4 protein-coding genes are annotated in these 23,062 nt (G+C 66.7%); all 4 read left to right on the top strand.

Features of this window, described 5'->3' with window-relative positions:
• Positions 1–107: 107 nt before the first annotated feature.
• The 4 genes from ACR6A7_RS15085 (at position 108) to ACR6A7_RS15100 (ending at position 22,912) form a co-directional block, all read left to right on the top strand.
• Entirely contained in the window at positions 108–17,990 is a 17,883-nt protein-coding gene (locus ACR6A7_RS15085) for an Ig-like domain-containing protein (RefSeq protein ID WP_434125774.1), read from the top strand.
• A 187-nt stretch (positions 17,991–18,177) separates the two neighbouring features.
• Positions 18,178–19,518: a TolC family outer membrane protein gene (locus ACR6A7_RS15090; RefSeq protein WP_434125775.1), complete on the top strand. Its 1,341-nt coding sequence runs from the start codon at positions 18,178–18,180 to the stop codon at positions 19,516–19,518.
• Entirely contained in the window at positions 19,515–21,695 is a 2,181-nt protein-coding gene (locus ACR6A7_RS15095; protein ID WP_434125776.1) for a type I secretion system permease/ATPase, read from the top strand. Before ACR6A7_RS15090 ends, ACR6A7_RS15095 begins: the two co-directional genes overlap by 4 nt.
• The gene (locus tag ACR6A7_RS15100; RefSeq protein ID WP_434125777.1) at positions 21,692–22,912 is read left to right on the top strand and encodes an HlyD family type I secretion periplasmic adaptor subunit; all 1,221 of its coding nucleotides are present in this window, start codon (positions 21,692–21,694) and stop codon (positions 22,910–22,912) included. Before ACR6A7_RS15095 ends, ACR6A7_RS15100 begins: the two co-directional genes overlap by 4 nt.
• Positions 22,913–23,062 lie beyond the last annotated feature (150 nt).

Here is a 23,062-nt window from a genome sequence, read left to right on the forward strand (position 1 = left end):
ACAAAGAGGGAAGTGAATAGCGCGCAGCGTTATTCACGGATAAACCGGGATCTTCAGGTGCCGGGCACTTTTATGAATATCAATAACCTCAGTGGGATATACATAACATGAATAATATCTCAGTAACGCCTAAAGGCGGTACTATCGCCTCTCAGCTGAGCGGCAGCGACGTCAATTTATCCACCCCAAGTGTGGTTAAACTCAACCTCAATCGAACTGACATTAAGTCTTTCGCACGCAACGGCAACGATCTCGTTGTGACGACGAAATCTGGCGAAAAGGTGGTTATTCATAATTTTTATGGCCCGGCAGGTGAAAGCGATCTGGTGCTGCAGGATGACAAGGGCGCGCTCTGGTGGGTAGAAAATCCCGGTGAACAGGGTTTCCAGTACGTCTCTATCGACAGCACCGAAGGGCTGCTGGCGGATAACCTGACCAGCGACAACACGATTGCCGCCTTTGGTATCGGCGGCGCGGCGCTGGCGGGTATCGGCGCGCTGTTTGCTACTAACGGCGGCGGCGGCGGCGGTGGTGGCGATGCAGGCGGCGGTGACGCCGGCGGCGGCGAGAACCCCGGCGGTGGCACAGGCGGTGGCGATACCGGTGGTGGCACAGGCGGTGGCGATACCGGTGGTGGTACAGGTGGCGGCACTGGCGGCGGCGATACTACCGCGCCCGGCGCGGCGGCCAATCTGGTCATTAGCGATAGCGTCGGCAGCATTCAGGGCGCCATCGCCGCAGGCGGCATTACCGATGACAATACGCCGGTCTTAAGCGGAACCGCTGAAGCGGGCGCCACCGTCAGCGTTTATGACAACGGCACGCTGCTGGGTACGGCAACTGTCAACGCCGACGGCAGCTGGAGCTTTACCACGCCGACGCTGGCGGAGGGGCCGCACAGCCTGACGGTAACGGTGACCGATGCCGCAGGCAACACCAGCAGCGCCACCGATCCGCTGACCTTTACCGTTGATACCCTGGCGCCGGTACTCACCGACGTGAGCGCCGCCAGCGATAACGGGTCGATCCTCACCCCCATCGCGGCAAATGGCGCGACCAGCGACACGACGCCGACGCTGCAGGGGACGGCCGAGGCGGGCAGCACCGTCACCATTAGCGATAACGGCAGCGTGCTGGGCACGGTTATCGTCGGCAGCGACGGGCGCTGGTCTTTCACGACGCCTGCGCTGAGCGAAGGCAGCCATACGCTGAGCCTGACCGCCACCGACGCGGCAGGCAATGTTAGCCCGGCAACAACGCTGACTTTCACCGTTGATACCGCTGCGCCGGATGCAGCCAGCAACCTGCAGCTGACCGATAACGTTGGCGACAGCCAGGGCCCACTCGCTTCCGGCAGCTCGACCGACGACAATACCCCAACGTTGAGCGGACAGGCAGAAGCGGGCGCCACCGTCAGCGTCTATGATGGCGATACTTTACTCGGCACGGTCACGGCTGGCGCTGATGGCCTCTGGAGCTTTACCCCACCCGCCCTGAGCAACGGCAGCCATAGCCTGACGGCGACCGTGACCGATGCCGCAGGCAACGTCAGCGCGCCGACGGCGGCGATTGTGATCAACGTCGCGGCGGATCTGCCGCCAGCGACCAGCTCGCTGGAGATTACCGACGACAGCGGCACCACGCTGGTGCCGCTGACCAACGGCGCCTCAACCGCTGACAGCACGCCGACCCTGAGCGGCCTGACGACGGCGGGCGCGCTGGTGACGCTCTATAACGGCGATACGGTCATCGGCAGCGTCACCGCCGACGCCAGCGGCCAGTGGAATTTCACCCCCGCTGCGCTGGCGGACGGTACCTACGCCTTCCGCGCCGATACCACCAACGCCGACGGCAGCATCACCCCCTCGCCGGTGCTGACCATCACTATCGACACGCTGGTACCAGCCACGCCAGCCGATCTGCAGCTGGTTAACGACGACGGCGCGGCGGTAGCCGCTGGCAGCGCAACAAACAACAACGCCCTGACGCTGAGCGGCAGCGCGGAACCGGGCAGCACCGTCACCGTGCGCGACGGCGATACGCCGCTGGGCAGCGTGACAGCAGGCGAAGACGGCAGCTGGAGCTTCACCACGCCGGTGCTGACCGACGGCAGCCACAGCCTGTCGGCAACGGTCACGGATGCGGCGGGTAACGTCAGCGCGGCTTCCGCGCCGCTGAACTTTACCGTCGATACGCAGGCACCGGAAGCGGTCAGCGGCCTGGTGGTCACTGACGACGTCGGCGACAGCACCGGCCCGCTGGCGTCAGGCGCGACCACTGATGACGCGACGCCTGTTCTGAGCGGACAGGCGGAGCCCGATTCGCTGCTGACGATTTACGATAACGGCGTCGCCATTGGCAGCCTGACGGTCGGCACCGACGGCAACTGGAGCTTTACCACGCCGACGCTGAGCAACGGCGCGCACAGCCTGACGCTGACCCTGACCGATGCGGCAGGCAACATCAGCGCGCCGACCGCACCCTTCGATCTCACCGTCGCCGCAGGCGAACCGCCGGCGGCCAGCACGCTGGTCATCACCGACGACAGCGGCAGCGCGCCGGTGGATCTGGCCGACGGCGCCAGCACGCGCGACACCACGCCGACCCTGAGCGGACAGACCCTCGCCAACGCGCTGGTGACGCTCTACAACGGCGATAGCGTCATCGGCAGCGTCACCGCTGATATCAACGGCCAGTGGAACTTTACGCCCGCCGCGCTGGCGGACGGCACCTACGATTTCCGCGCCGCCGTTACCGATGCCGCCGGCAATACCACCGATTCCGCCACTCTGGCGATCACCATCGATACCGTCGCCCCGACAGCGGCGGCGGACGTTACGCTGGCGGACGCCAGCGGCGATCCGATCGGCGGCCTCACCAACAATAACGCGCCGGTGCTGAGCGGCACGGCGGAGCCGGGCAGCAGCGTCACCGTCTCTGACGGCGATACGGTGCTGGGCAGCGTCACGGTTGGTCAGGACGGCAGCTGGAGCTTCACCGCGCCAGCGCTTGCCGACGGCAGCCACAGCCTGACGGCGGTGGTTACCGATGCGGCGGGCAACGCCAGCGCGCCGAGCACGCCAGCGAACTTCGTTCTGGACACACAGCCGCCGGTCGCCGCGGCCGATCTGGCGCTCAATAGCGACAGCAGCGGCGTTTCCGTGCCGGTCGCCGCAGGGTCTGCCACGCGCGACGCCTCGCCGGTATTGAGCGGCAGCGCCGAACCAGGCAGCACCGTGACCATTTCTGACGGTGATACCGTCCTGGGCACGGCGACCGTCGGCGGAGACGGGCGCTGGAGCTTTACCGCAGCAGGCCTTGACGACGGCGGCCATAGCCTGACCACTACCGTGACCGATGCGGCGGGCAATACCGGCCCGGCTTCGGCTCCGATCTCCTTTACCGTTGATACCCTCGCCCCAGAGGCGTCTACCGGCCTGGTCGTCACTGACGACGTGGGTGTCGACCAGGGCGATCTCGCCTCCGGCGACACCACCGACGACAGCACGCCGACCCTGAGCGGCGCGGCGGAGGCCAACGGCGTCGTCAGCGTCTACGACGGCGACACGCTGCTCGGCACCGTGACGGCAGATGCCAGCGGCAGCTGGAGCTTCACCACGCCGGTGCTGAGCAACGGTCTGCACAGCCTGACCGTCACCGTGACCGATGCGGCAGGCAACGTTAGCGCCCCGACAGCCGCGTTTGATCTCACCGTTGACGCTGGCGTGCCGCCAGCCACCGCCTCGCTGGAGGTGGCCGACGACAGCGGCAGCACCCTTGTGGCGCTGGCCGACGGCGACAGCACGCGCGACACCACGCCGGTGCTGAGCGGACTGACCACCGCGGGCGCGCTGGTGACGCTCTATAACGGCGACGCGGTCATCGGCAGCGTCACCGCCGATGCGGCGGGCCAGTGGAGCTTCACGCCCGCGGCGCTGGAGGATGGCAGCTACGCCTTCCGCGCCGACACCGCCAATGCAGACGGCACGATCACGCCATCGCCGGTGCTGACGATTACGGTTGATACCGTGGCGCCGACGGAGGCGGCGGACATCGCGCTGACCGATGCCAGCGGCGACCCGATCGCCAGCGGCGGCGCAACCAACAGCACCGCGCCGGTGCTGAGCGGCACGGCGGAGCCGGGCAGCGTGATTACCGTAGCCGATGGGGATAACGTGCTGGGCACCGTCACCGTTGGGCCGGAGGGCAGCTGGAGCTTCACCGCGCCAGCCCTTGCCGACGGCGATCACAGCCTCACCGCCACCGTGACCGACGCGGCGGGCAACGTCAGTGCGCCATCCGCGCCGCTGACCTTCACCATTGATACCGCTGCGCCACCGGTTGCCGCCGACCTGACCGTGACCGATAACGTCGGCGACCGCCAGGGTGAACTCGCTTCCGGCGATACCACCGACGACAGCACGCCAACCCTGAACGGCACGGCGGAAGCCAACAGCGTCGTCAGCGTCTATGATGGCGGCACGCTGCTGGGCACGGCCAATACCGACGCCGACGGCAACTGGAGCTTCACCACGCCGCCGCTTGACGACGGCCCGCACAGCCTGACCCTGACCGTGACCGATGCGGCAGGCAACGTCAGCGCAGCGACGCAGCCCTTCGATCTCACCGTCGCTGCCACCCAGGCGCCTGCGACCGTCACCCTGACGGTCACTGACGACAGCGGCAGCGCACCGGTTGAGCTGGCCAATGGCGCCAGCACCCGAGACGCGACGCCGCTGCTGAGCGGTGTCACCACCGCTGGCCTGCTGGTGACCATCTTTAACGGCGATGCGGCTATCGGCAGCGTCACCGCCGACGCTGACGGCAACTGGAGCTTTACGCCGCAGGCGCTGACAGATGGCAGCTACGATTTCCTCGCCACCGTGACCGATGCGGCTGGCAACAGCGCCTCATCGGCGACCCTGACCATCGCCATCGACACCGCCGCGCCGCAAGCCCCTGCCGACGTCGCGCTGGTGGATGCCAGCGGTGATGCGATCGCCAGCGGCGCTCTTACCAACAGCAATGCCCCTGTATTGAGCGGTACGGCGGAGCCGGGCAGCACCGTCACCGTTTCTGACGGCGACGTCGTACTGGGCACCGCGACGGTGGACGAAGACGGCAGCTGGAGCTTCACCGCGCCCGCGCTGGATGACGGCAGCCACAGCCTGACGGCCGTGGTGACTGATGCGGCGGGCAACGCCTCCGCGCCGTCCACGCCGTTCACCTTTACGCTGGATACCGTGCCGCCAGCCGCCGTCGCAGAGCTGGCGCTGGTTGCAGACAATAACGGCGTCTCGGTACCGGTTACCGGCGGCGGCCTGACCGGCGACGCCTCGCCGGTGCTGAGCGGCAGCGCCGAGCCAGGCAGCACGGTGACGGTCTCTGACGGCGACGCGGTGCTGGGCACCGCGACGGTCGGTCAGGATGGCCGCTGGAGCTTTACCGCAGCCGATCTGACCGACGGCGGCCACAGCCTGACCGCCACGGTGACCGATGCGGCGGGCAACACTGGACCGGCCTCTCCCGCACTCGACTTCACGGTCGACACGACTGCGCCTGACGCCATTGTTGACCTGACGGTAAGCGACGACGTGGGCGCCTCGCAGGGCGATCTCGCCTCCGGCGACACCACCGACGACAGCACGCCGACCCTGAGCGGCACGGCGGAGGCCAACGGCGTCGTCAGCGTCTATGACGGCGACACGCTGCTGGGTACCACCACGGCAGATGCCAGCGGCAGCTGGAGCTTCACTACGCCGGTGCTGAGTAACGGCCTGCATAGCCTGGCCGTCACCGTCACCGACGCGGTGGGCAACGTCAGCGCGCCGACGGCAGCGTTCGATCTGACTATTGACGCCGACGTGCCGCCAGCCACCGCCTCGCTGGTGGCGACCGACGACAGCGGCAGCACCCTTGTAGATCTGCCCGACGGCGCCACCACGCGCGACAGCACGCCGGTGCTGAGCGGCCTGACGACGGCGGGCGCGCTGGTGACGCTCTATAACGGCGACGCGGTCATCGGCAGCGTTACCGCCGACGCGGCGGGCCAGTGGAGCTTCACGCCCGCGGTGCTGGACGATGGCAGCTACGCCTTCCGCGCCGACACCGCTAATGCGGACGGCAGCGTCACGCCTTCCCCGGTGCTGAATATCACCATCGACAGCGTCGTGCCGGATGCGGTCAGCGGACTGCAGCTGAGCAGCGACGCCAGCGGCGCGCTGGTGCCCGTCACCACGGGCGCGACCAATGACACGACGCCGGTGCTGAGCGGCACGGCGGAGCCGGGCGGCATTGTCACCGTTTCCGACGGCGATAACGTGCTGGGCAGCGTAACGGCCGATCCAGACGGCAGCTGGCGCTTCACCACGCCTGCGCTGAGCGAGGGCGCACACAGCCTCAGCGCCACCGTGACCGATGCGGCGGGCAACGTCAGCAACGCCTCCGCGCCGGTAACCTTTAGCGTCGATACCACCCCACCAGCGGCGGCGGGCGATCTGCTGCTGAGCGATAGCCGCGGCGGTACGCTACAGCCGATCGCGGCGGGTGGATCGACCAACAGCACGACGCCAACCCTGAGCGGCAGCGCCGAACCGGGCAGCACGGTTACTCTCTCGGACGGTGATCAGGTGCTCGGCACCGCCACGGTCAACGGCGACGGCAGCTGGAGTTTTGTCACCCCCGCGCTGGGCGAGGGGGGCCACAGCCTGACCGCCACGGTCACCGATTTAGCGGGCAACAGCGGCCCGGCCTCTGCGCCGCTGGCCTTTAACGTCGATACCGTCGCGCCTGCCGGGGTGAGCAACCTGGTGGTCAGCGACGATTACGGTGACGCCACAGGTCAGCTCGCCTCGGGCGATACCACGGACGATCGCACCCCGACCCTCAGCGGTCAGGGCGAGCCAGGCGCGCTGGTGACCATTTATGACGGCCAGACCCTGCTGGGCTACACCACCGTCGACACCGACGGCAGCTGGAACTTCACTACGCCGACCCTGAGCAGCGGCGCGCACAGCCTGACCACGACCGTGACGGACGCGGCAGGCAACGTCAGCCCGACGTCAGATGCCTTTGACCTCACTATCGACGGCGGTCTGCCGCCGGCCACTACGCCGCTGGAAGCGGCCAGCGAAAACGGCAGCACCGTCGCGCCGCTGTCTGATGGAGCGGTAACCAATAACGACAGCCCGGTACTGACTGGCCTCGCCGATCCGAACAGCGTGGTGACGCTCTACGACGGCCAGACGCCAGTAGGCAGCACCACGGCAGACGGCAGCGGCCAGTGGTCTTTCCGGCTCTTCTCGCTGTCGAACGGCCTGCATGCGTTTTATGCCACTATCGTCAGGCCTGACGGCACCACCAGCAACGCTGGTCCGCTCAACATTACTGTTGATACCCTGGTGCCCGCGGCGGCTGATAACCTGCAGCTTACCGGCGACAACGGCAGCACCAGCGCACCGATCGGTGACGGCAGCGCCACCCGCGATACGTCACCGGTGCTGAGCGGCACGGGCGAGCCGGGCAGCACCGTCTCTGTTTCCGACAATGGCAACCTGCTGGGCACTGCCACGGTCGATAATGACGGCAGCTGGCGCTTTGCCACGCCAGCGCTGGCGGAAGGGCCGCACAGCCTGACCACCACCGTTACCGATCTCGCTGGCAACGTCGGCCCGGCTTCGGCGCCGCTGAGCTTTACCGTCGATACCACACCGCCAGCCGCCGCCAGCAACCTGGTGGTGACTGACGACGTCGGCGGCAGTCAGGGCCCGCTGGCTTCCGGCGACACCACCGATGACAATACCCCGACGCTGAGCGGCCAGGCGGAAGCGGGGGCGCTGGTCAACGTTTACGAAGGCAGCGTGCTGCTGGGCAGCGCCGTCGCTGACGGCAGCGGCAACTGGAGCGTCACCACCATTGCGCTGAGCAACGGCAACCACAGCATGACGGTGACCGTTACCGACGCGGCGGGCAACGTCAGTCTGGCGACGCCAGCCTTTAACCTGAATATTCAGGCGGGGCTGCCGCCGGCCACCCTCTCGCTGGAGGCGATCGACGACAGCGGCAGTCCGCTGCTGCCGCTGGCCAACGGCGCCAGCACGCAAGACACCACGCCGATCCTTAGCGGCCTGGCGACGGCGGGCGCGCTGGTGACCCTCTTCAGCAACGGTGACGCACTGGGCAGCGCCACCGCCGACGCGAACGGGCAGTGGAACGTCACGCCTGCGGCGCTGGCGGATGGCACCTACACCTTCCTCGCCAGCTATACCGACGCGACCGGCAACCTGGTTGAATCCGCGCCGCTGACGCTGACCATCGACACTGTTGCGCCGACCGCGGCGGCAGACCTCGCGCTGACCGACGCCAGCGGCGATCCGGTGGGCACCGATACGCCGACCAGCAACAATACGCCGACGCTGAGCGGCAGCGCGGAGCCGGGCAGCATCGTGACCGTTTCCGACGGCGGCCAGGTGCTGGGCTCGGCCACGGCAGGCACTGACGGCAGCTGGAGCTTTACCACGCCGACCCTCTCCGATGGCGATCACAGCCTCACCGCTGTGGTCACCGATGCGGCTGGCAACACCAGTCCCGCCACCGCGCCTGTCGCCATCACCGTCGACACATTACCGCCATCCTTGCCGACGGATGTAGTGCTGAGCAATGACGGCGCGCCGATCGCGTCCGGTAGCCTGATTAACAACGCTACGCCGGTCATGAGCGGCAGCGCCGAGCCGGGCAGCATCGTGACCGTTTCCGACGGCGACACGCCGCTGGGCAGCGTAACGGTGGGCAATGACGGCAACTGGAGCTTCACTACGCCGACGCTGGGCGAGGGCGACCACAGCCTGAGCGCGGTGGTGACCGACGCGGCGGGCAACAGCAGCAGCGCCACAACGCCCGTGCGGGTGAGCGTCGATACGATCGCGCCGACCGCAGCAGGGGATCTGCTGCTCAGCAGCGATGAGAGCGGCACCCCTGTACCGATCGCCGGCACCGTCACCAACGATCCGACGCCGGTCTTGAGCGGCACCGCCGAAGCGGGCGGCTTTGTCACCGTTTACGACGGCGATACAGCGCTTGGTTCCGCAGTGGTGGGCAGCGACGGCAGCTGGAGCTTTACCGCACCTGCCCTGAGCGAAGGGGATCACAGCCTGACGGCCGTGGTGACCGACGCGGCAGGCAACGCCGGTCCGGCGTCGGAAGCGGTCGCCATCACCGTCGATACCACGCCGCCAGCCGTGGCGGCCGACCTGCAGCTCGCTAACGAAGACGGCACGGCGATCGCCGCAGACGGCCTGACCAACAGCGCCGCGCCGGTGCTGAGCGGCACTGCCGAAGCGGGCAGCCTGATCGTCGTCTCTGACGGCGACCAGGTGCTCGGCTCGGTCACCGCCGCGGATGACGGCAGCTGGAGCTTTACGTCGCCGCCGCTTGACGACGGCCCGCACAGCCTGAGCGCCACCGTGTCGGACGCCGTGGGCAACGCCAGCGCGCCAACCCCGCCGCTGAACTTCACGGTAGACACGCTGCCGCCAGCGGCCGCGCTCGGCCTGACGCTGGTTGACGATCGGAGCGGGGCGACGATCCCGGCAGACGGCGCGACCAACGACACGACGCCGGTGCTGAGCGGCACGGCGGAGCCTGGCGGGGTCGTCACCATCTTCGATGGCGCAACTGAACTGGGTTCCGTGGCGGTAGACGCGGAGGGCAACTGGCGCTTTACCACCCCGGCGCTGGCGGCGGGCGATCATAGCCTGACCGCCACCGTGACCGATGCGGCGGGCAATACCGGCGAGGCGTCGGCGGCCTATCTCTTCAGCGTCGATTTATCGGCGCCAGCGGCGCCGGCGGATCTGCTGCTGACCAATGACGGCAGCAACGCGGCCATCACGGCGGGCAGCCAGACCAACGACACCACGCCGGTGCTGAGCGGCACCGCAGAGCCAGGCGGCACGGTGACGGTGCTCGACGGCGCCACGGTGCTCGGCACCGCGACGGTCGATGCAGACGGCAACTGGAGCTTTACCGCACCCACCCTGAGCGAAGGGGCGCACAGCCTGAGCGCAACCGTCACTAACGCCACCGGCAACAGCAGCGCGCCATCCGAGTCGATCGGCTTTAGCATCGACACCGGCGCACCTGCGGCGGCGGCAGACCTGCTGCTGACCAACGATGCCAGCGACACGGCTATCGCGGCGGGCGGCGTCACCAACGACAGCACGCCGGTGCTGAGCGGCACCGCAGAGCCAGGCGGCACGGTCAGCATCTCTAACGGCGCCGCGCTGCTGGCGACGGTGCCGGTCGCCGCCGACGGCAGCTGGAGCTACACGCTGCCGACGCTGGCTGAGGGCAACTACAGCCTTACCACCGTGGTGACCGACGCGGCAGGCAACGTCGGCCCGACCTCCGACGCCTTTAACTTCAGCGTCGATACCACCGCGCCGACGCTCCCGAATGATGTCGTGGTCAACAACAACGCTGGCCAGACGCTGGTGCCGATTGCAGAAGGCAGCACCGTCAACGACGCTACGCCGGAGCTGACCGGCACGGCGGAAGCGGGCAGCATCGTTACCCTGTTTGACGGCGATACCGTGCTGGGCTCCGTCACCGCCGGAGCGGACGGCAGCTGGATCTTTATTACCCCAGAGCTGGCAGACGGGCCGCACAGCCTGAGCGTGAGCGCCATCGACGCGGCGGGCAACAGCAGCGGCAATACGCCTGCTATCAGCTTTACCGTTGACACCGCCGCACCAGAGGCAGCGACGGAACTGGCGCTGACCAACGACGCTACCGGTGCGGCAATTCAGCCTGGCGGCCTGACCAACGACAATACGCCGGTGCTGAGCGGCACGGCGACGGGAGGCAGCATCGTCACCGTGCTGGACGGCACGGCGGTGCTCGGCAGCGCCACCGTGGCGGACGACGGCAGCTGGAGCTTCACCACGCCGACGCTTAACGACGGCCCGCACAGCCTGAGCGCCATCGTGACCGACGCGGCGGGCAACGCCAGCGCGGCCAGCGAAGCGATTGCGCTTAACGTCGATACTCAGCCGCCAGCGGCGGTAACCAGCCTGGCGCTGACCAACGACAGCGGCGCCGGGGAGGTGGCCATCCCGAACGGCGGCCTGACCGACGACAGCACGCCAGTGCTGAGCGGCCTGGCAGAGGCGGGCGGCACGGTCGCCATCTACGAAGGCGCGACGCTGCTGGGCAGCGTGGCGGTTAACGATGACGGCAGCTGGCGCTTTACTCCGTCTGCGCTGGACGACGGCACCCATACCTTCACCGTGACGCCGACCGATGCGGCGGGCAACGCCGGCGCCTCCGCCGCTATCAGCGTGGTGATTGACGCCACTGCGCCGGAGGCGGCGCTGGATATCACCCTCAACAGCGATAACGGCACGACGCCGGTCGCCATCGCCGACGGCGACACCACCAGCGACAGCACGCCGCTGCTGAGCGGCAGCGGCGAGGCGGGCAGCATCGTCACCGTCTATGACGGCGCTAACGCGCTCGGCACCACGACGGTCGGCGCCAGCGGCCTGTGGAGCTTCTCCGTGCCGACCCTGAGCGACGCGTTGCATAGCCTGACGGTGACCCTCACCGACGCGGCGGGCAACGTCAGCGCACCTTCGGCGGCCATCGGCTTTACCGTCGATACCGTCGCGCCGGACGTGACTGCGCTGACGGTCAGCAGCGACAACGGCCCTGAGCCGGTGGTGCTGACGCCAAACGCCGCCACCAGCGACAGTACGCCGCTGCTGAACGGCACGGCGGAGCCCAACAGCCTGGTGACCCTTTATGACGGCGACGTAGTGATTGGCTCAACAACAGCAGACGGTCAGGGGGCATGGAGCTTTACCTCGCCGACGCTGGCGTACGGAACCCATGTGCTGAGCGCCACGGTCACCGACGAGATCGGCAACGTCAGCCCGCGCTCTGACACCTTCACTATTCAGGTGGATGTCACGCCGCCAGAACCGGTAGCTGCGCTGACGCTGAGCAATAACGCTGGCGCTGCCATCCCCGACGGCACCACCACTAACGACAGCACGCCAGCCATCAGCGGCACGGCAGAGGCGGGCAGCATTGTCACCGTCTATGACGGCACGACGCCGATCGGCTCGGTGACGGCGGATAACAGCGGCGCCTGGAGCCTGACGCCGACCACCGCGCTTTCCGATGCCCTCCATACGCTGAACGTGACGGTCACCGACGCGGCGGGCAATGTCAGCGCCACGACCTCCACCACGTTGACGGTAGATACGCTTGCGCCGGAGCCGGTAGCGACCTTTGAGATCTACGATACCAACGGCGCAACGCCGGTATTGATCGCCAGCGATGGCTATACCAACGACGATACGCCGGTGCTGCGCGGCACCGCCGAGGCGGGCACCTCGGTCAATATTTATGAGGGGGACACGCTGCTCGGCACCGCGACGGTGAACCAGAGCGGCGTCTGGCGCTTTGAAACCGGCACGCTAGCCGAAGGGCAGTATACCTACACCGTGTCGGTTACCGATGCGGCAGGTAATACCAGCATCGAGGCGCAGCCCTACACCATCAATGTCGACCTCACCCCACCGGCGGCTATCGCCGATCTGACGGTGAGCGACGATGCGGGCGCCACCAGCGGCCCGCTGGCTAACGGCGCCATCACCGATGACAACACGCCGACGCTGAGCGGAACGGCGGAGGCGGGCAGCCTCGTCAGCATCTATGACGGTGACACGCTGCTGGGCTCGGTGACGGCGGGCGTCGATGGCGCATGGAGCTTTACCACCGGCGCGCTGAGCAACGGTCCGCACAGCCTGATCGTGACGCAGACCGACGTGGCGGGCAACGTCGGCGCGGCGAGCACGCCTTTCGCCATCACCGTTGAGAATGGCCTGCCGCCGACCACCAGTACGCTGCAGCTCACCGACGACAGCGGCAGCACGCTGGTCAGTCTGACTAACGGTTCCTTTACCCGCGACACCACGCCGGTATTGAGCGGTCAGGCAACCGCTGGCGACGTCATTACTATTCTTGACGGCACCACCACGCTGGGCAGCGTGACCGTGGGGGCAGGCGGCGTGTGGACCTTTACGCCAGCGGCGCTGGCGGAAGGGGCGCACAGCTTTACTATCAACACCGTGGATGCGACAGGCAATCCGGGCGCGTCGGCTGGCCCAGTGGCTATCACCATCGATACCACGGTGCCAGCCACGGCCACCGATCTGCTGCTGAGCAATAACAACGGCACCACGCCGGTAGAGATCGCCAGCGGTAGCGCCACCAACGACAACACGCCTGTGCTCACCGGCACTACCGAAGCGGGCGCGCTGGTTACCGTCTATGACGGCGACATCGTGATCGGCTCGACCACGGCGGGAACCGGTGGCGCATGGAGCTTCGTCTCGCCGCTGCTGACCAACGGGCCGCACGCGCTGAGCGTCACGGTAACGGATACGGCGGGCAATCTGAGCGGACGCTCTGAGGCGATCGGCTTTACTGTCGATACCATTACGCCCGCGCCGGCCGCCAGCCTGGTCATCACCAACGACGCCACCGATACGGCGGTGCCGAACGGCGGCTTTACCAATGACGACACGCCGGTGGTCAGCGGCACTGCCGAAGCGGGCAGCCTGGTGACCATCTATGACGGCGCCACGGCGCTCGGCTCCGTCACGGCGGACGCTGGCGGCAGCTGGCGCTTTGTCTCGCGCGCGCTCTCCCAGGGTACGCATACCCTGAGCGCCCGCGTCACCGACGCGGCGGGCAACGTCAGCGCGCCATCCAGCACCGCAACGGTAGTAGTCGACACGGCGGCGCCAGCGCCGGTGACGCTGGCCGCCAGCAACAACAACGGCTCGACGGCGACGCCAATCGCCAGTAACGGCACCACTAACGACAGCACGCCGCTGCTGACGGGGACGGCGGAGGCGGGCAGCCGTATCCTTATCTCCGACGGCAACGTGGTGCTGGGCAGCGTTACGGCGGGCAGCAACGGGCAGTGGAGCTTCACCACGCCGACGCTGGCCGACGGCCCGCATACCCTGAGCGTGACCGCCACCGATGCGGCGGGCAACACCAGCGAAGCCGCGCTGCTGACGCTGACGGTCGCGACCGCCGCGCCGGCGCCGGTTGCTGACCTGATCGTTAGCGATAACGTGGGCAGCGTGCAGGGCAGCCTGGCCAACGGCGCAGTGACTGACGACACCACGCCAACGCTCACCGGCACCACCGGCGCAGGCAACATCGTGACCGTCTATGACGGCACCACGCTGCTTGGCTCGGTGACGGCGGGCGCAAACGGCGCCTGGACCTTTACCACCGGCGTGCTGAGCAACGGCCCGCATACCCTGAACGTGACGGTAACCAACGCCGCGGGCAACACCAGCGCGGCGACGCCGTTCAACCTGACGGTGGATACCGTCGCGCCAGCGGCGTCAACGCTGGTGGTCACCAACGACGCTGCCAACGTGACGGTGCCGAACGGCTCCACCACTAACGACAATACGCCGGTGCTGAGCGGCACGGCGGAAGCCAACAGCGTCGTCACCATTTATGACGGCACCGCAACGCTCGGCTCGGTCGCCGTGGGCACCAGCGGCGCATGGAGCTTTGCGTCGACGACGCTTGGCGAGGGCCCGCACGCGCTGCGCGTGACGGTAACGGATCTGGCGGGTAACGTCAGCGGCTCCACCACGGCCAGCATTGTGGTAGACACCACGCCGCCTGCGGCCGTGACGCTGGCGGCAAGCAACAACAACGGCGCCACGCCGGTGGCGATCGCCAACGGCAGCGCCACCAACGACAACACGCCAGCGCTCACCGGCACGGCGGAGGCGGGCAGCCGCGTCACCATTACTGACGGCACCACGGTGCTCGGCAGCGTGACCGCCGGCAGCAACGGGCAGTGGAGCTTCGTCACGCCGACCCTGGCGGACGGCCCGCACACCCTGAGCGTCACCGCCACCGACGCGGTCGGCAACACCAGTACGCCGACCACGGTAACATTCACCGTCGATACCACCGCGCCAGCGCCGGTCACCAACCTGGCGATTAGCGACAACGTCGGCAGCATTCAGGGCGACCTGGCGAATGGCGCGGTCACCGATGACAACACGCCGACGCTGCGCGGTACGGCGGAGGCGGGCGCGACCGTGATCGTTTATGACGGCACCACCGCGCTCGGGTCGGTCACGGCGGGCGCCGACGGCGCATGGAGCTTCACCACCGCCGCACTGAGCAACGGCGTCCATCCGCTGAGCGTCACGGTGCGTGACGCGCTGGGCAATACCAGCACGGCATCCGCCACGGTTTCCATCACGGTGGACACCGTGCCGCCAGCCGCTTCGACGCTGCAGATCCTCAACGACGTCACCGGCACGGTGGTGGCGAACGGCGGATCGACCAACGACAGTACGCCAACCCTGAGCGGCACGGCGGAGGCGGGCAGCCGTATCACCCTCTTCGACGGCACCACGCTGCTGGGCACGGCCACGGCAGGCGCCAGCGGCGCATGGAGCTTTACCACCAGCGCGCTGACGCAGGGCACCCATCCGCTGAGCGTCACGGTGACCGATCTGGCGGGCAACGTCAGCGGTTCGACGGCGGCCACGGTGATTGTTGATACCACGGCGCCTGCGGCGGTGACCGCGCTGACGGTGAGCAACAACAACGGCAGCACGCCGGTGACCATCCCGAACGGCGGTGTCACCAACGACAACACCCCGCTGCTGAGCGGCAGCGGCGAAGTCGGCGCGCGGATTAGCGTCTATGAGGGCGCCACGCTGTTGGGCACCACCACGGTGGGCAGCAACGGCCAGTGGAGCCTGATTAGCCCGACGCTGGCCAGCGGCCCGCACACCCTGACCGTGACCGCGACCGATGTGGCGGGCAACGTGAGTCCGGGCGTTAACGCCACCCTGACCATCGACACCACGGCGCCAGCGGCCAGTACGCTGGTGATCACCAACGACTCGGTGACGCCGACCGTTACGGTGCCGAGTGGTGGCGCGACGCGCGATACCACCCCGGTGCTGAGCGGCACGACAGAAGCGGGCGCGCTGGTCAGGATCTATGACGGCACAGCGCTGCTGGGCAGCGTGACCGCCAGCAACGGCGGCGCCTGGAGCTTCACCACCCCTACGCTGACGCAGGGCGTTCATGCGCTGAACGTCACGGTGACCGACACGGCGGGCAACGTCAGCACCACCACGACGGCGAGCGTGACCATCGACAACGTGGCGCCGACGGCGGTCACTGGCCTGGCGCTCAACACGGCAGGCACCACCCTGACCGGTAGCGGCGAGGCAGGCGCGACGGTGACGGTACGTGACGCGGGCGGTAACGCCATCGGCAGCGGCACCGTGGCGGCCAACGGCAGCTTCTCGCTGGCGCTCTCCACGGCGCAGACCACCGGCGCGACGCTGTCGGTCACCCAGGCCGACCAGGCAGGCAACGTATCGCCCGCCGCGACGGTGCTGGGCGCTATTCGCGTGGTGGCGGCCAACGACGTCACCGAGGTGGATTACGCCACCCAGACCGGCACCATTACCAACGCGAATACCAGCACCAGCGGGGTTTCGCTGCTGAACGTAAGCCTGGGCGGCGCGATCACGCTCGACGTGCTGCAAAGCGCCAACGCCTATCAGTTCTCCGTGGGCGCGGGTGACACCCGTACGGTGACGCTGCACGCCTCGGCGACCAGCCTGGTGGCGCTGACCTCAACCTATACGCTCTATCTCTATCAGCAGCAGGCGAACGGCACCTGGGTGGTGAAATCGAGCAACGCCAACTACATCTCTACTTTCCTGACGATAGGGACGCAGACGGGCGCGAACGTCACCTACAGCAACCTCGGCACCGGCAACTACGCCGTGCTGCTCGGCACCAGCAGCGGCGTCGGCGTCCTGCCGTCCACCAATATCACCACCACATCGGATATCACGACGCTGGCGGTGACGGTGGCGGCCACCGTGACGGGCAACCTGCTGGCGAACGACACCAGCTCGGTGGTCGGCACGATACCGGCCGGTACGCTGGTGACGGCGGTTGGCAGCAGCGCCATCGCGGCGACCGGCAATACGGTGATCAACACCACCTGGGGCACCCTGACCGTCAATGCGCAAGGTAACTACACCTATGCGCTGAAAGCGGGGCTGGATGTCGACAGGGTGCCAGCCACGGATGTGTTCACCTATTCGGTGCGCGACGCCAGCGGCGCGGTGACCTCGGCCGCCCTGACCGTGAACCTGCACAACGGCCCGGCCGCGACGCTCTTCTCGGTCAACAGCCTGTTTGCGGAAGCCAGCGTCGATGACGGCACCACGGCGAGCGGCAGCATCTACGGCGACAGCAGCGTGGCCCACAACGGCGCGCTGAGCATCACCAACGAGGCGGGGCTGACCACCGCCGTCAGCAGCACGGGCATTACGCTGGTGGCGGGCGAATACGGCACCCTGAGCATCTCCGCCGACGGTTACTACACCTACACCCTGAACTCAGCGGTTAACGTGCAGGATATCGCGCATAAAGAGGTGTTCAGCTATAGCCTGGTGGCAGCCGACGGCACCCTTACCACCAACAGCTTCACCATCGACCTGCATCCGCTTATTACCGGAACCGCAGGGGCGGATGCGCTGACCAGCAGCGCCTACGACGACACCATCACGGCCGGAGCGGGCGCCGATACCCTGGTGTATCACCTGCTCAACAGCGCGGATGCCGTCGGCGGCAACGGGCATGACACCTGGACCGATTTCTCTGTCGCCGAGGGTGACAAGATCGATATCAGCAGTCTGCTCGTCGGCTGGAACGACGCCACCAGCAACGTCAACGACTTCGTGAAGGTGGACCATACCGCCGATGGCAATACCGTTGTGTCGATCGATCGCGACGGCACCGGCACCGCCTACAGCAGTACGCAGCTGGTCACGCTGGAAGGGGTGAACGTTTCGCTGGAGGAGCTACTGCAACAGCCGCACCAGAATCACACGGTCTGATCGCCGTGATGTCTGGCAGGGAAGCATTATCGGGCGCAGGGATGCGCCCCTTTCTCTAACTGACGAGTGGAAAACGAGGGACCGGATGCAATCAAGCGCAACACATCGCCGTTCTTTTAAGCTCAGCGTTCTCTGTGCTGGCATCGCTTTTTTTACAACTTCCTCTCTGGCGGCCAGCAGCGACCTGATGCAGTCGGCCAGCCAGATCGCCGCCACCGGCCTGGCGCAACAGCAGGATCTCCCTTCATTAACCGGCGAAAGCGCCGAACCGGCACTTTCGCGCGTGCCTGATTCCCTGACCATCAATCAGGCGGTGCAGCGGGCGATCCAGTGGCATCCCGACATCGCCGAAGCGGTGGGACGGCTGCTTGAGCAGGCGGATCAGGTGGACGTGGCGAAAGCCAAATACTATCCGCAGATCAGCGGCGGCATGAATAACGGTTACAGCAACAGCTACAGCGAAAAGGGCTACAGCCCCTCGTTCGTGCTGTCGGTCTCCCAGATGCTCTATGACTTCGGCAAGGTCAGCAGCTCGGTGCGCTCCGCCGAGGCGGGCGTCGCCCAGCAGCAGGCCAACGTGCTGGTGAGCATCGACACCGTGGCGCACGACACGGCCGCGGCGCTGGTGCAGGTGCAGGGCTATCAGCAGCTGGTGAAGATCGCCCAGGAGCAGCTATCGGCGCTGATGAAAATCGGCGATCTCGCGCGTCAGCGCAACAGTGAGGGCGCCGCCTCGCTCTCTGACGCGACGCAAACCGACGCGCGTATCGAAGGGGCGCGCACCGTGCTGACACAGTATCAGGCCAACCTCGACCGCTGGCGCGCCACGCTGGCGACCTATCTCGGCTGGCCGCAGGTGAAAAAGGTCAGCGACGACTTTCCCGCCAGCCTGACGCGCTCGTGCGAGGCCGCAAAAAGCGACGACCGCACCATTCCGGCGGTGCTGGCCGCCTGGGCGCAGGCCAACGAGGCGCAGGCGAAGCTGGATAACGCCAACGCGCAGATGCTGCCCACTATTTCGCTGGAGCCGCAGGTCACGCACTACCTCAACAATCACTACGCCAGCAGCGAGACGCTGGACCGCACGCAATATTCCGCCTGGGTCAAAGTCGAGATGCCGCTCTATCAGGGCGGCGGCATGACCGCCAGCCGCAACGCCGCCGCCAACGCGCTGACCGCCGCCAACGCGGCGGTGAACTCGGCGCGGCTGAAGGCGCGCCAGCAGCTAAACGAATCGCAGAGCCAGTCGCAGAGCCTGGCGCTCAGCCTGGCGATTCAGGCGCGGCAGCAGAGCCTGGGCGAAAAAACCCAGGCGCTTTATCAGGATCAATATCTGCAGCTCGGCACCCGTCCGCTGCTTGACGTGCTTAACGCCGAGCAGGAGGTGTTTCAGACGCGCTTTACGCTGCAGCAGACCATCAGCCAGTTGCGCGCGCTGCAGCTCGACTGCCTTTACAGCACCGGCCATATGCGGTCGGCGTTCGCCCTGAATAATCAGCGGATCCAGTCCGTGGAGATCCAGCCATGACGCAAATGCAGCTTCCAGATTCGCCCGCCGGCAAGCCCGAAGAGGGCGAAGGCGGGGTGCCGCTCCAGGGCTGGGCGACAGCCATAATCCTGATCGCTGCGCACTACCGTCTGCCCTGTTCACCGGGCATGATCCTTGCCGCCAGCGAGTGGCAGGGCAAACAGACGCGCGACAAGGCGCTGCGCCATCTGGCGCGCCAGGCGGGCATGTCGCTGCAGCTTTATCAGGATAATAAGTGGGAGATTAACCATTGGCGGCTGCCGCTGGCGGTGGAGCTGGCGGATGGCCAGGTCGGGGTCATCGTCAGCTTCGACGGCGAAGACGAGGTGCGGGTGCGCTTCAGCGGCGACGAGCAGCCGACGCCGCTGGCGCTCGGCGCGCTCTTGCCCGATATCCGCTTCGCCGCCGCTTTTCGTCCGCTCACCGCTGCCAAAGACAGCCGCGTCGACCGCTATCTGGAGACCATCAAGCCCGACTGGCTGCGGCGGCTGGTGCTGCGCGATCTGCGCCCCTACGGCTACGTGATGCTGGGATCCTTCCTGATCAACCTGCTGGCGCTGGTGGGCATTATCTTCTCAATGCAGGTCTATGACCGGGTGATCCCGGCGCAGTCCTACCCCACGCTTTACGTGCTCTACGGCGGGGTGATTATCTCGGTGATCTTTACCTATATCCTGCGCGTCGGGCGCGATCACGTCACCGATCTGCTCGGCAAGCGCGCCGATATGCGCGTCTCCGACCGGGTGTTCGGCCATGCGCTGCGGCTGCGCAACAGCGCGATTCCGCGATCCACCGGCACCTTTATTTCCCAGCTGCGCGAGCTGGAGGCGATCCGCGAAATGGTCACCTCGACCACCGTCAGCTCTATCGTCGATATGCCGTTTTTCCTGCTGTTTATGCTGGTGATGGCGATTATCGCGCCGCAGCTGGCGTGGATCGCGCCGGTGGCGGTGATCCTGATGATCCTGCCTGGCGTGCTGAAACAGAAAACCCTGGCGAGGCTGGCGCACCAGTCGCTGAAAGAGTCGACCCTGCGCAATGCGGTGCTGGTAGAGAGCGTGCAGGGGCTGGAGGATATCAAGCTGATGCAGGCGGAGGATCGCTTCCTGCAGCAGTGGAACAGCTATATCCGCATCACCGCGCAGTCCGGCGTGGAGATGCGCAAGGTGATGCACTCGCTGATCAGCTGGGGCGTGACGGTGCAGGGGCTGGTCTATGCCAGCGTAATCGTCATCGGCGCGCCGATGGTGATCAACGGCGACATCACCACCGGCGCCATCGTCGCGGCGTCGCTGCTCTCGTCGCGCATGATCGCGCCGATGGGCACCCTGTGCGGCGTGCTGGCGCGCTGGCAGCAGGTCAAGGCGGCGAAAACCAGCCTCGACGCGCTGATGGCGCTGCCGGTCGAGAACAGCAAAGACGAAACCCGCATTCACTGCCCGGTGCTGTTCGGCCACTACCAGTTCAGCGAGGCGATGTTTCGCTACTACAGCGACTCCGCCACCATCGCGCTGCGCATCAAAAGCCTGACCATCAAGCCGGGCGAACGCGTCGCCGTACTGGGCCGCAACGGATCGGGTAAATCGACGCTGCTGCAGGCGATGATCGGCGGCATGGATCTGGTGGGCGGCGAGCTGCGGCTCGACAACCTGAGCCTGCCGCATATCGATCTCGCCGATGTGCGGCGCAACGTCGGCCTGATGACCCAGAACGCGCGGCTGTTCCACGGCACGCTGCGCGAAAACCTGACGATGGGCGCGGCGCACGCCAGCGACGAGGCGATCTTCGCCGCGCTGGCGGTGAGCGGCGGCGCGGACTTTATCCGTCGGCTGCCGCTCGGCCTCGATCATCCGGTGATGGAGGGCGGCGTCGGGCTGTCCGGCGGCCAGCGACAGTCGGTGCTGCTGGCGCGCATGCTGCTGCGCGATCCTAATATCGTGCTGCTGGATGAGCCGACCGCCTCGCTGGACGACCACACCGAAAAAGAGTTTATCGAGCGGCTCGGCCAGTGGCTCAACGGCCGCACGCTGGTGGTGGCGACCCACCGCGCCGCCATTCTCGCGCTGGTGGATCGCGTGCTGGTATTAAAAGAGGGGCAGCTGGTGATGGACAGCCCGAAAGAGAGCGCGCTGCCGCCTGCGCGGCCGACGCTCAATCGTCCGGAGGATCAGGCATGAGCGAGCTATCAACCAAACTGCGGCTGGTGGCGCCCGAAGCGGAGACCTCAGACGATCTCAACGGCGATCTGCGCTCGGAAGCCTACTACAGCGGCGCGGTGCGCCTGATCGTCATCAGCTTTTTTCTGCTGATGGCGGGGCTGATCTGGGCCTGGTTCGGCGTGCTGGACGAGGTGTCGACCGGCACCGGCAAAGTGATCCCCAGCTCGCGCGATCAGGTGCTGAGCTCGCTGGAAGGGGGGATCCTCGCCGAGCTTAACGTGCATGAAGGGGATCGGGTCGAGGCGGGGCAGATCGTGGCGAAACTCGATCCGACGCGATCCGTCTCCAGCGTCGGCGAAAGCGCGGCGCGCTATCGGGCCGCGCTGGCGGCCAGCGCGCGGCTCTACGCCGAGGTGAACGATCGGCCTTTGCGCTTTCCCGACGAGCTGAAGGCCTTTCCCGATCTGATCGCCTCGGAAACCCGGCTCTACACCACCCGACGGGCGCAGTTAAAAGATGCGACGGCGCAGATCCAGCACTCCCTCGAGCTGGCCAACCGCGAGCTGGGCATTACCCAAAGGCTGGCGAAAAGCGGCGCCGCCAGCAGCGTCGAGGTGCTGCGGCTGCAGCGCGACAAGTCCGATCTGGAGCTGAAGCTCACCGATATGCGCTCGCAATATTACGTGCAGGCGCGCGAGGATCTGGCGAAGGCGTCGGCGGAAGCGGACAGCCTGGCGCAAACGGTGAAGGGGCGCGAGGATACCGTCAGCCGCCTGACCCTGCGCTCGCCGATGCGCGGCATCGTGAAAAACATCAAGGTCACCACCGTCGGCGGGGTGATCCCGCCCAACGGCGAGCTGATGAATATCGTGCCGATGGATGACCGCCTGCTGATTGAAGCGCGTCTTTCGCCGCGCGATATCGCCTTTATCCATCCCGGCCAGAAGGCGCTGGTGAAAATCTCCGCCTACGATTACGCCATTTACGGCGGGCTGCACGGCGTGGTGGAGAGCATCTCACCCGACACCATCCAGGATGAGGTAAAGCCGGAGATTTACTACTATCGCGTCTTTATCCGCACCGATACCGACTATGTGCAGAATAAAGCGGGACGCCGCTTCGCCATCAGCCCCGGCATGGTCTCTACGGTGGATATCAAGACCGGCGAGAAAACGGTGATGGACTACCTCGTCAAGCCGTTTAACCGCGCCAAAGAGGCGCTGCGGGAACGTTAATGCGATCGCAACAAACGCGTTTCCGGCGCGTCGCGCATTGCAGCGCGCGCCGAACTCCGCAATAATTGCGTAAACTGCGGCAACGCAAACATCCCTTCCTCGTCGGGCTTAACGACGCGGAGGGGATTTTTTTTATCTGGCCTTCACCTG

It is taken from the genome of Pantoea phyllosphaerae, assembly GCF_051025595.1.
Lineage (GTDB): Bacteria > Pseudomonadota > Gammaproteobacteria > Enterobacterales > Enterobacteriaceae > Pantoea.

What these genes read in the sequence shown, in the direction of transcription:
- ACR6A7_RS15085 (WP_434125774.1), top strand. Translation starts at nt 108, where the DNA reads ATGAATAATATCTCAGTAACGCCTAAAGGCGGTACTATCGCCTCTCAG.
- ACR6A7_RS15090 (WP_434125775.1), top strand. Translation starts at nt 18,178, where the DNA reads ATGCAGTCGGCCAGCCAGATCGCCGCCACCGGCCTGGCGCAACAGCAG.
- ACR6A7_RS15095 (WP_434125776.1), top strand. Translation starts at nt 19,515, where the DNA reads ATGACGCAAATGCAGCTTCCAGATTCGCCCGCCGGCAAGCCCGAAGAG.
- ACR6A7_RS15100 (WP_434125777.1), top strand. Translation starts at nt 21,692, where the DNA reads ATGAGCGAGCTATCAACCAAACTGCGGCTGGTGGCGCCCGAAGCGGAG.